The sequence below is a fragment of the Paenibacillus sp. J23TS9 genome, from assembly GCF_018403225.1.
In the GTDB taxonomy this organism is placed as follows: Bacteria; Bacillota; Bacilli; order Paenibacillales; family Paenibacillaceae; genus Paenibacillus_AQ.
The window spans coordinates 2,878,893-2,891,071 of the sequence record NZ_BOSG01000001.1; the positions used below are offsets into that span (position 1 = coordinate 2,878,893).

9 protein-coding genes are annotated in these 12,179 nt (G+C 45.1%); 3 read left to right on the forward strand and 6 right to left on the reverse strand.

Features of this window, described 5'->3' with window-relative positions; all coding sequences use genetic code 11:
* Positions 1–145: 145 nt before the first annotated feature.
* The 4 genes from arsC to KJS65_RS13505 form a co-directional block, all read right to left on the reverse strand.
* Complete coding sequence (arsC, locus tag KJS65_RS13490) at positions 146–571, reverse strand: arsenate reductase (thioredoxin) (RefSeq protein ID WP_211146967.1); 426 nt, start codon at positions 569–571, stop codon at positions 146–148.
* A 3-nt stretch (positions 572–574) separates the two neighbouring features.
* The gene (locus tag KJS65_RS13495) at positions 575–2,026 is read right to left on the reverse strand and encodes an arsenic transporter (RefSeq protein WP_213650252.1); all 1,452 of its coding nucleotides are present in this window, start codon (positions 2,024–2,026) and stop codon (positions 575–577) included.
* On the reverse strand, positions 2,023–2,355 hold the full coding sequence (locus KJS65_RS13500; RefSeq protein WP_136604424.1) for an ArsR/SmtB family transcription factor: 333 nt from the start codon (positions 2,353–2,355) through the stop codon (positions 2,023–2,025). Before KJS65_RS13500 ends, KJS65_RS13495 begins: the two co-directional genes overlap by 4 nt.
* Before the next feature lie 231 nt (positions 2,356–2,586).
* Positions 2,587–3,486, reverse strand: a complete 900-nt coding sequence (locus KJS65_RS13505) for a LysR family transcriptional regulator (protein ID WP_213650253.1) — start codon at positions 3,484–3,486, stop codon at positions 2,587–2,589.
* A 143-nt stretch (positions 3,487–3,629) separates the two neighbouring features.
* Here KJS65_RS13505 and KJS65_RS13510 point away from each other — a divergent pair, with 143 nt between their 5' ends.
* Positions 3,630–4,649: an alpha/beta fold hydrolase gene (locus KJS65_RS13510; RefSeq protein ID WP_213650254.1), complete on the forward strand. Its 1,020-nt coding sequence runs from the start codon at positions 3,630–3,632 to the stop codon at positions 4,647–4,649.
* Positions 4,650–5,169: 520 nt separating this feature from the next.
* On the opposite strand, the gene KJS65_RS13515 is transcribed toward KJS65_RS13510, so the two are convergent.
* Both KJS65_RS13515 and KJS65_RS13520 read right to left on the reverse strand, forming a co-directional pair.
* Positions 5,170–5,952 carry a hypothetical protein gene (locus KJS65_RS13515; protein ID WP_213650255.1) on the reverse strand — a complete coding sequence of 261 codons (783 nt, stop codon included), beginning with the start codon at positions 5,950–5,952 and terminating at the stop codon, positions 5,170–5,172.
* A 558-nt stretch (positions 5,953–6,510) separates the two neighbouring features.
* Positions 6,511–9,105: an adenosylcobalamin-dependent ribonucleoside-diphosphate reductase gene (locus KJS65_RS13520; protein WP_213650810.1), complete on the reverse strand. Its 2,595-nt coding sequence runs from the start codon at positions 9,103–9,105 to the stop codon at positions 6,511–6,513.
* 360 nt (positions 9,106–9,465) lie between these two features.
* Here KJS65_RS13520 and KJS65_RS13525 point away from each other — a divergent pair, with 360 nt between their 5' ends.
* Positions 9,466–11,208: a DEAD/DEAH box helicase gene (locus tag KJS65_RS13525; RefSeq protein WP_213650256.1), complete on the forward strand. Its 1,743-nt coding sequence runs from the start codon at positions 9,466–9,468 to the stop codon at positions 11,206–11,208.
* Position 11,209: 1 nt separating this feature from the next.
* On the forward strand, positions 11,210–12,145 hold the full coding sequence (locus tag KJS65_RS13530; protein ID WP_213650257.1) for a YqhG family protein: 936 nt from the start codon (positions 11,210–11,212) through the stop codon (positions 12,143–12,145).
* Positions 12,146–12,179: the final 34 nt, after the last annotated feature.

Sequence of the window (12,179 nt, forward strand, 5' to 3'; positions counted from 1 at the left end):
GAAAAACTCTCTGCACAGATAGCAGCAGATGGTTTTGAATATAAAAAAGTAGAAACAAAAAACCGGAAAGCACTTTCATTCCCGGTTTTTGCTTATAATTTAATGTTATTTTGCGTAAATTTGCTGCAATAATTCCTTTTGCATCTTACTTGCCCTCTTTCAAAAATTGCTCAATTCGATTTTTAATTGAATCACGAACTTCTGCAAACTTAGCTGTAATTTCTTCTTCTGTACCCGTCGCTTTTGCTGGGTCATCAAAGCCCCAGTGCCATCTTTCTGCTTTATCGTTACGAACGACCGGACAATTATCGTTGGCATGACCACAAAGCGTGATAATATAATCAGCTTGTTTTAAAATTTCAGGATCAATGACATCCGAAGTGTGATTCGAAATATCAATTCCCACTTCTTTCATCGTTTGAACAGCCCGTGGATTTAAGCCGTGAGCTTCTAGGCCTGCGCTTTTCACTTCATACTTATCGCTTCCAAGTGCCTTTAAAAATCCATCAGCGATTTGGCTTCTGCAAGAATTTCCGGTACACAAAAAGTAAACGAGTGGTTTGTTGTTCATGATTTAACGATCTCCTTTATTTTCTTTTTGGCTTATCTTAACTGTCTCTTCTTGAAACTTTGCCTTGTCTATTTTCGAGCTAACCAGAGCTTTCACAAGCAGGGCGATTACAGCAAGTACGATAATTACAGCAGCAATTAAAACCCAAACATTGATGCTTGTTGAATCAATAACGTATAGCCAAATATATAAGCTTGTTAATGTGATAAACAATGTCGGAACCGTGAGTAGAATACCGGTTTTAAAATAACTGCCCCATGTAATTTTAATATCCTTACGTGACAAGACGTGTAGCCACAACAGGGTAGCAAGCGATCCGATCGGCGTGATTTTCGGTCCCAAGTCACTGCCGATCACATTGGCATATACGAGCGACTCCCGAATTATGCCTTGCGTCTCTGTTCCTTTAATGGCAAGCGCATCAATCATAACCGTAGGCATATTGTTCATAATCGATGACAATACAGCGGCTAAAAAGCCCATACCTACCGTTGAGACATACAGCCCCTGTTCAGAAACAGCTTCAATGACTTTCCCCAGCTCATCGGTCAGCCCCACATTACGAAGACCGTGCACAACGACATACATGCCAATGGAGAAGATAACAACTGCCCACGGAGCCCCTTTAACCAGCTTCCATGTATGAATAGCAGGACTTTTGCGTGCCGCCAGGATAAAGAGGATGGCAACCACACCAGCAATCACAGAAACCGGAACTTTTATAAACTGGCTCACCAGATAGGCAACAAGTAAAACAGCTAAGATGACCCACGAAATTTGGAACAGCTTCTTGTCTTTGATGGCTTCTGCCGGTTTTTTAAGCTGTTTTAAGTCGTAGTTACCTGGAATGCTTTTACGGAAGAAGATAAACAAGACCAAAAGGCTCGCCAATAGTGAAAAGAAGTTCGGAATGATCATCCGGCTGGCATATTCGACAAAACCAATACCGAAATAATCAGCAGACACAATATTAACAAGGTTACTGACGACAAGCGGAAGTGATGTCGTATCCGCTATAAAACCACTTGCCATAATAAAGGGCAAAATCATTTTCTGATCGAATTTGAGCGCTCGCACCATCGCTAGCACAATTGGTGTTAAAATAAGCGCGGCGCCATCATTGGCAAAGAAAGCTGCCACGGCTGCTCCAAGGAGAACGACGTACACGAACATTAGCTTACCTTTACCTCGTGCAAGCCTCGCCATATGCAGCGCTGCCCATTCAAAAAAGCCGATTTCATCTAAAATGAGTGAAATCAAAATAATGGCAACAAAAGCAAGCGTGGCATTCCATACAATCCCTGTAACTGTACCTACATCAGAGAAACTTACGACTCCAAAGATGAGTGCAAGAACAGCTCCTGCGGATGCCGACCAACCGATATTGAGCCCTTTCGGCTGCCAAATCACAAAAGTAAGCGTAAGTAAAAAAATTAAAACGGCTATAACTGTCATACTTCCTCCTGAGGACTGCAGCAGTTGTTATTAAGACAAGCTACTTTGTCTTTCATAGATGGCAAGTGTTCATAAATGCACTGCACATAAGCTTCTGCTGCGGGATTTAACGAATAATATACCCACTGACCTTTTTTCCTTTCATTCAGAAGACCAGCTGATTTTAGTTTTCGCAGATGCTGGCTGGCATTGGGCTGCGACATACCAATAATGTCGGTAATGTCGCATACACAGAGCTCCTGCTCTTTAAGCAGTGCTACAATTGTCAGCCTCGTTTTATCAGCTAATAACTTATAAGCCTCCGCCATTTCCTGTATCTTTTGTTCCATATGTAGCACCTCCTAGCGTTTGTATGGTTGAGTCCAATATTTACTGATATAACTATATAATGAATTACTTATATAATCAACGACGAATATATCAGGGTGTTGTAAACATGAAAATAGCCCTAGGCTTATCACCCAGGGCTTTATTACTTATAATTTTCCGATCATATTGATAGATAATCCACCACCAATTACAATGGCGTCATACAGGATGTTCTTTATTTTGTACATAAGCTATTTCTCATTCTGTAAACGAAAAACGTCCCTTGTTGATTCTATGAAAGATAACATGATGGGTGAAAGCCACTTGTCTTTGTGCCACAACATCTGTGTATAAACCTGTAAGTCCGGAATTAGCCATGGAAGAACAACGAGTTCTCCGCGTTCAACTTCGGATTGTACAACAATTTCAGGAAGAAAACCGATACCAATTCCCGAGATCGCACATTGTTTAATGGCTTCAGCACTTTGAAACTCTAGATACGTGATGCTATCAATGCCCTCTTTCTCAAATGACCGGTCAAACATCGTTCGATATGGACAACCCTTTTCATTGGTCAGGAACACTTCTTCATGAAAATCTTCCAACTGCAGCGTATTTCGCTTAGCAAGTGGGTGATCTGGAGCTGCTAACAAACGGAAATTTTCTTCTACAAGTGATTCCACGACAAGTCCGCTTGAGCGAATAGGTTCGTCTAGCATATAAACGATATCCGTGGTTCCCTCAAATAACGTTTGCTTGAGCACTTGATTAGGAACTGAGCGAAAGATTAGGCGAACTCCCGGATGTTGCGAACGAAACCGTTGGAAGACAGGAGGAAGCCGATAGGAGCAGATAACCTCATTCGCACTTATCGTTAGGGTACCACTTAGTTTTTCATTGTCATGGACAACACTACGAGCTTCGTCCAATTTTTCGAGTACGCCTTGGGCATGCGTTAAAAATCGTTTGCCCGCAGTTGTAAGAGCGAGTTGCTTGCCCAACCGATCAAAGAGGCGAACACCCAACTCATCTTCCAATGCTTTAATTTGCATCGTGACGTTGGAAGGAACGTAGCTCAGCACTTCTGCTGCCCTCGTGAAATTTAATGTTGCTGCAACCGTGCAAAATGTATTCAGTTGGCGCAATTCCATCCGATGCTCTCCTTTATCTTTCAATTTTATTGAATGCTATCTTGAATTATATTCACTTTTATTGAGAGTACCACGGCTTTATACTAAGCACAAGAGATCACACTGAACATGTGGTTTTTCATTTTGAAGGGGGCGACCATACGATGGATTATGAAATTTTTAAATTGGGTGATGTCATTTTACAATCAGGAGTGACGTTACCAAACGCTTTTATCGCTTATAAAACTTATGGAAAATTAAATGAACAGAAAGATAATGTTATTGTCTATCCTACGGCTTTTGGAGATCAGCATGTTCAAAATGAATGGTTAATTGGCGACGGGATGGCGCTGGACCCAGAGAAATACTTTATTATCGTTCCAAATTTGCTCGGCAATGGACTCTCTTCCTCTCCCAGTAACACGCCTCATCCATTCGATCGAGCTAACTTTCCACAGGTAACCATCTATGACAATGTTCAATTACAGCACCAACTGCTGACCGAGAAATTCGGTATCCAAAAGATTGCTCTCGTCGTAGGGTGGTCCATGGGCGGCATTCAAGCATTTCAATGGGGTGCAAGTTACCCAGAGATGGTCGAACGAATTGCACCTTTCGGAGGAATCGCCAAACCATGGCCTCACACCTATGTGGTGCTGGAAGGTGTAAAAGCTTCACTGCTATCTGCAGTCGGTTTCGACTCAAGTAAACTAAATCAATTAACTTCTGCAGATATGCGCCCCGTTGGCCGGGTCTATGCGGGATGGGGATTATCCCATGCGTTTTATAGAGAGGAACTTTATCATGAGATGGGTTTTGAATCATTGGAGGATTTTGTAGCTGGTGTCTGGGAAAATAGCTTTATGAATATGGATCCGCATAATGTTCTGTCCATGCTATGGACAGGCCAGCATGCAGATATTAGTGACAACCCCTCCTATAACGGAGATTTTGATAAAGCGCTTAAGAGCATAAAGGCTCTTGCCTGCATCATGCCAGGGAGCACAGACCTCTTCTGCACAGCGGAAGATAATGAATATGAAGCGGAGCGTATTCCTAATGCTACCTTTAACCCAATACAATCGCTTTGGGGTCATTTTGCCGGTCGTGGAATCAACAGTACCGATAATCAATTTATTGATGATAATCTAAAACACTTGTTGTCACTTAGCACAAAAAAATAGATCGTAACTTGCATTGGCTGTCTATCAGGCATAGCAAGATTCCCTGTTCTTTAGCCCGGTTATCTCTCTCCTGAATTAACGACCTAATGGATCGTATTTGAGGTCACCAGAACTTACTGGTTCGACCTCTTTTTTCTTTGGTCGTAATTGATTCAACGAATTCTGCGAACGCTAAAATTCTAGTTTTTATCCACATTAAATGAAACTAGGATTAGTAAACAAAAAAACTGTAGTAACATTCTCTTTGTTCTTGATTTTCCCAATCGTAAGCCCAGTTCTCTGGTCAGTTAAAGATCATGATTCCCCTCTAAAGTCCATGTAAGCTAAATCCCAATAGAGAAATGCATACTTATGAATAAATATAGATTTCTCACTTATTATGACAACGCACAGGAGTGATGATGATGGACTAGGTTATGTACCCAACTCTCATGCTCTTCTCCATCCCAGTTATAAATTAAATGTTATGTTTGTACCAAATAAGTGATAGCCAACCTTTGAAGGTTAATAATTCGACTCTTTAATTTTCTCGTCTACATTGTCCGGCACTTTCCTTTTTAGATAAATCCTTTTCTATTCCAACTTTAATTATTTTAACACCATTTTCTGGAGTGTCACTCAACGTAACATGGATTCTATCGTAGGGAATATCACCATGATGTGCACTATAATTTAACGCACTCACATGAACAATATGTCTTCTTGTATCCCCGTTTATTCTTTCAATTTTATCTATTCGGGGACACATGATAAAATTCGAGTAAGTTTTATCGAAATAAGGATAGTATCTGGAGTATAAAGTCTCTTCAAGCAGCTCGTCTTTAGAAGCTCCTACACTTTCATATTTCCACCCGACTAATAGCCAGTCGAACAGTTCTCTGGATTGCAATCGAACCTTTTTACTGTTCCAGGTGTATATAACCTCACCTTCCGCTAGCGTGCATATCTTTGTTTTGGATGAAGATAAACAATTATATGCAGGTTCAATAACTGAAACATTTCCGTTTTTCATGTTTATTCTCAAATTCGGGAGAGTAGAGGTTTTATTAAGCTCAAATTCAGTCGGTCCAACGGAAAGGTTTAATGTATTTATCCAGTTGATAATCTTATAGATGATTACTTCTTCATACCCATCATTTTCTCTAAATAAGCGAGAACGACCGTATAAACCGTTTACTTTAACAGATAAAATATCCTCTCGTGTTAGTAACGGTTTCTGTAATTGAAAATCTGCATTTGTAATATCTATTTGGAAAAATAACCCATAAACCACAACAAGCAAAAGTAATACCCACTTTTTCATAAGACCATGCCTCCGAAGAAGATTGTAGGTAATATTTATAATTTTTCCCTAACAATAAATTTACATACCCAGCATCTGTTCAAACAGCGTATGAATAAAAAAACCGAAACTACATCCAACAACCAATTAAAAAGCAACCCACTAAAATTTCAGTGGGTTGGAAATTATTTTAGCGTTAATATCAACAAAAACCAGTCGTGGCGCATGTTTAACTAGCCTACATTCCAAACTTTATTATCATTTTTGCAAACCTTTTGAAGTATTACATTGATGATAGGACCATTTTAAACACGATTTTGCGAATGATAAATTCATTGTTTATAAAACATATCGCAATATCTTTGAAAATATCTATCTCGATTTTTTTGAAATAAAACTGTGGCAAAAATGTTACAAAAAAGGACTGTCTCAATGTTTTTGAAACAGCCCCTAAATACAACACGGATTTTATTGTTTTTTTGTCTCAACCGTTTTGAATGTTATCTCAATCTGCTCGACGGTCGACAATTAGCTCCCACACACGTATATCATCTCTTAAAGTCCATCACTGCAGCTTCCTTACGAGCACTTACTGTAACCGCAGTTGCCGCAGGTTTTGCAGCCCTCGATATTAATCAGCGTCGCGGATCCGCAGGACGGGCAAAGATCTCGCGAAGCTTGTGGATCATCGTAGCGGTGATCATGTCCGCCGCCGTGATCTACGGTTTCTGGTGCCAATGTTGCAGCAACCGGTGCCGGGTTGTGATCCTCCTCGTAGCCTGACTGCACATGGGTTTCAAGCGCCTTCGCCACAGCATCTGCGATGGATTCGACACGGTTGGCGCCAAAGCCGATCGCACCGGAACCTCCGATTCCTTTCAGATGCTTGATCAGCAGCTCGACCTTCTGACCGTGATCTCCGTATCGCAAGAACAGGGAGCACACACGCCCCAAGGCTTCCGCCATCGCAAACACATCAGAACCGGCTTTGCCCACGTTCAGAAAAATCTCACTTGGAATACCGTCCAAATCATTAATTGTGATATATGCCATGCCAAATGGCGTATTAATCTTGTATGTTGCCCCGCGCAGCACTTGTGGGCGGCGCTTATACTGCTTGTCAACGACTTTTGTACCAGACTCATTCAGAACAGCCGGCAGTGTCTTAGCGGCTGCGGGCTCCGCATATTCTGCTTCTTTCGTGCTGGCCGCTTCATTGAGGGCTGTCTCCGGCTGCTTATCTTCCTTCTTCTCTGTTTGCAGCACCTGCACGTCGCGGCTGCCGTCACGATAAATGGTTACGCCTTTGCAGCCAAGATCGAATGCCAACTCATAGAGACGCCCTGTTTCTTCGACGGTGAAATCTGCCGGACAGTTCGCAGTCTTGGAGATGGAGCTGTCTACCCAGCGCTGGATTGCTGCTTGAGCACGGATATGATCCTCTGCGGACAGATCCATTGCGGTTACGTAGTAATCCGGCAGTTCTTCGCCAGGATGCGCGTCCAGCCAGTCCTGGGCAATCGGCACGAACTGTTCGTCAAAGCCCAGGCGGCTCTGGCGGAAGTATTTGAAGGCAAAATACGGCTCGATACCTGTTGATGTGCCTACCATGGTTCCCGTGCTGCCCGTTGGCGCCTGAGTAATAACCGTAACGTTGCGCATACCGGTTTCCCGAACGGCTGCTTCTACCTCAGGATACACCTCGGTCATATTTTTCATAAAGCCGCTTTGGAGATACAGTTCCGCGTCGAACGCCGGGAAGGAACCCTTCTCCCCTGCAATTTCAGCCGATGCCAAATAGGCTTCACGGGCAATAAATCCATACAGCTTATCCAGGAATTCCATGGATTCCGGGCTGCCGTAACGGATATTCAGCTTGATCATCAGCTCAGCCAGACCCATCGTGCCAAGGCCAACGCGGCGCTCATTCTTTTGGTTCTCTTCATTTTCTTCAAAATGGTACGGCGTCTTGCTAATGACATTATCCAGGAAACGTACGGAATAACGTGTTGTCAGAGCCAGATCATCCCAAGCCACATCATGCTTTTCTTCATTATAGAATTTGGACAGATTCATGGCCGACAGGTTGCAGACACCCCATGCAGGCAATCCTTGCTCACCACATGGATTCGTGCAGATGATCGGATTGAAGTACCAGCTGTTGGACATCTGATTGTAATATTCCATGAATACGACACCCGGTTCTGCGGATTTCCATGCCGATTCAATAATCGTATGCCAAATTTCGCGCGCCTTGACGGTGCGGTAATGAATTACGCTGCGACCTTCCTTCTTCCATTTGTCGAGATCGCCGTCCCATACTTCGTTGTAATCCGGCTCTGTTGTATCCGGGAAGACCAGATCCCAGTCGAGATCCTCTTTAACTGCCTTCATAAAATCATTGCTCACGCAAACGGACAAGTTTGCATTGGTGACCTGTCCCATCGTCTGCTTGACGGTGATGAAATCCAGCACATCCGGGTGCCAATCATTGATCATCAGCATCAACGCGCCTCTGCGGCTTCCGCCCTGCTCAATGAGTCCAGTCGTGTAGCTGAACAGGCCTCCCCAGGATACTGAGCCACTGGAGGAACCGTTAACCCCCTTCACGACCGCTCTGCGCGGACGCAAAGAAGACAGGTTAATGCCAACGCCCCCACCGCGCGCCATAATTTCTGTCATCTCGGACAGTGTGGACATGATCCCGCCGCGGCTGTCTTTTGGCGAAGGAATGACGTAACAGTTAAACAGCGTCAGTTCCTCGCTCGCGCCTGCGCCCGCAGCAATACGGCCGCCCGGAACCAGCTTCCAGTCGTCCAGAATGTAACGGAATTTCTCCTGCCATTCTTCTTGAAGCTCTGGGGTTTCCTCCACGGATGCCATCGCTCCCGCCAAACGGTCCCACATCTCTTCCGGTGTTTTCTCTATATTTAAAGTCAATTTATCCACATGAGATTCGACCAGCTCACCCCTACGGGTTTTGACCGTCACGATGCTGCCTTCACGGTTCACGATCTCGCCGACTTCCTTGGTAGGAAACTTCGGATCGTCCTTGGTCAGCACGAGGACAACGTCCCCAACCTTCGCATGGCTGGTATCCGGGTCCTTCCAGGCATAGCGGTCCAAAAAGATTTTTTCACTCAATCCCTCGAGCTTTTGTTTTTGCTGAATCATACCCAAATGAAACAACCTCCCATAAAATAATTGGTATTATTCCATAAACTAAATATAAGGCATTTAATCGATTTTTCGGTCATCACGTACAATATATTGTGTTCGCTACTCATTATACTATACCACATATTGTAACACTACAAAGCTGCCTTGAAATTTAAGGCATGTAAGCTCTTCAATAACGGACAACCTCATTTTTTCTCCATCAATCTCACTTTTTTGACAACGGGTCTTTGAAAATATTCATGAAAAACTTTCCTGTTCTTACGGTTACCATTCATTTCAGCCCTGTTATGAACTCTTTCGTTTACGTGCATACTACACATACGTATGTATACGAAAAATGAAGGAGGTACGGGCATGAATACTTCCCAAATCAGTGGAAGCGGACAGTCTCAGGACCTTCCGGTTCCCTTGCACATCGACCGCGGCTGGCTTGAGCAGCTGAATAATCGCCTAGAAAAAGGCGGCCCCTGGGGAGACTGGCGGCTCGCACAGCTGGCAATCCAGGGAGAAGAAGCACGCCTGGTGACCAGCTTTGATGAGTTGCAATGCCTGAAGCATTTGCAGGGTCTGTCCCCGCTTCCCCATCAACTGGACACTGCGCACAAGGTACTGTTCGAAATGTCCGGCAGAGCTATTTTGGCCGATGAGGTCGGACTTGGTAAAACAATAGAAGCCGGAATGATTTTAAAAGAATATATGATCCGCGGGCTTGTATCCAAAGTGCTGATCCTCGTCCCGGCATCGCTGGTATTGCAGTGGGTGCGGGAGCTAAGCAGCAAATTCGGCATTCCAGCCGTAGCTCAAAAAAAGGCGTATACCTGGCATTCCGATGTCGTGGTGGCTTCCATAGATACGGCCAAACGCGATCCTCATAAGGAATTTCTGCTGGAGCAGGAATATGACATGCTGATCATCGACGAGGCCCATAAGCTGAAAAACAAGAAAACGACAAACTACCAGTTCATTCAGAAGCTTCGCAAAAAATACTGTCTCCTGCTGACAGCCACTCCAGTGCAAAACGATATGAGTGAGCTGTTCAATCTCATCACCTTGCTGAAGCCCGGACAGCTTGGCCGCCAAGGCGACTTCGCTACCAATTTCGTGGTCGGCAAACGCCAGCCCAAGAATCAGGATCAGCTCAAAGACGAGCTCGCCAAGGTCATGATCCGCAATCGTCGGGGCGAGGGACCCGTTCATTTTACCAAGCGGAATGTGAGTAATGTCAGCCTACAGCTTTCGCCCGAAGAACAAGCGTTATATGACGGTGTGACCGCCTTTGTCAAAGACCAGTATAAGGCTTCCGGGGGGAATCTAAGCAGTATGCTGTCGCTCGTGACCCTGCAGCGTGAGGTATGCAGCAGCCGTGACGCCGTGTTCCTCACCCTCGTGAACCTATCGAAAAAAATCCCGGATGAGTCGCCGCTCACGGCCAAGGTATGGGAGCTGGTGACCGCCATTAAGGCTATTAAAGCGAATACCAAGGCCGAGAAAACGATTGAGCTGATCAAGCAGATGAATGAAAAGGTCATCGTGTTCACCGAATACCGGGCCACTCAGGAATACCTGCTTCAGTATTTTCAGACACATGGCCTGACCTGTGTTCCTTATCGCGGCGGCATGAACCGGGGTAAAAAAGACTGGATGATGGACCTTTTCAGAGGACGCGCCCAGGTTATGATTGCAACCGAGGCAGGCGGCGAGGGCATCAATCTTCAATTCTGCCACCATATGATCAACTTCGACCTGCCATGGAATCCCATGCGCGTGGAGCAGCGAATTGGACGTGTTCACCGTCTCGGTCAACAGAAGGATGTGCAAATTTACAACCTTTCTACTTCCGGAACGATCGAAGAGCATATCCTGCATTTACTCCATGAAAAAATCAATATGTTCGAAATGGTCATTGGCGGTCTCGATGTCATTCTCGAGCGTTTTGAAAAACAGGAATCCCTGGAAAAAAGCCTGTACAAGTTGTTCCTTGAATCTGATTCCAATGATGAAATCCGGCAGAAGGTAAGTACGCTCGGCCAAACACTGGATCAGATCAAGCGCCAGGTCGTTTACGAAGCCGAAGCAATCAGGGAGGAAGAAGCTTAGCATGAGCATGTCACCACAGCAGGTTCAAGAGCACATGATGACTTATCTTGAAAGTACGGAATGCCAGATCATCGAAAAGTCCCCGTTCCATGTGACAGTCAAGCTGTCACCGCAGGCGGACAAGCAGCTGACTAACCGTCCTTATTACTGGGGATTTGTTGAAAGAACCGGCGTTGAACCGGAGACTCTTTCTTTCACCTTCGTCTTTGACCCCGAGCAATACGACAAAAACGAACAGACCCATAGCGATCCACAATCGCAGCCTCAGCAGGACAGTATTCTATCCCGTTATTTCGGTACGGCGCCTATGGTGCCGCGAATCGGTCCGGGACGAATCCAGCGTGAGGATGTGACATATGGCAGCAGCAGGCTCCAGCAAATCTGGAACGCCGCCCGGCAGGAAGGCTCCGCTCTTTATCTCTTCGAGCAGCCCGCTGCTCTGCAGCGTGAAACGCTCTTCTCTGCCGCCTATGAGCCATGGCTCGGGGTATGCTTCAAAGCCGAAATGGCCTGCGATGTGAAAAAGGAAGAGCTTCATTTTGTCGGAATTTCGCTTGTCTCGGGCAGGATCATCTCCCATTTTCCTGAACGGTTAAAAGGTCTGACCATGAGCCCCCGTCTGCCCGAGAACATCCATATACAGCCAGCGTCGATATCACTATCCCAGGCTTCCAGCTCGCTGGAAGCCTATATGACCCGGTTGCTTGCAGACATGGATTATGGTTGGGCTGAGCAAGCCAAAGAACGTCTGAGTGAAGAGCTTGCTGTGATCGACATCTATTATGAGGATCTGCTCAAAGAGCCGGATGAGGAAAAGTTGGTAGGGATCCGTGAGCAATACGGCAACAGACGCAGTGAAACGACATGGCAATACGAGCCCAAGGTACATTTGTCCGCCATAACCTGCGGTCTGTTTCACCTTCGGTCTGCCCGCTAGATGCTATTAGACCTTCCTCGCTAAAAGAAGGCAA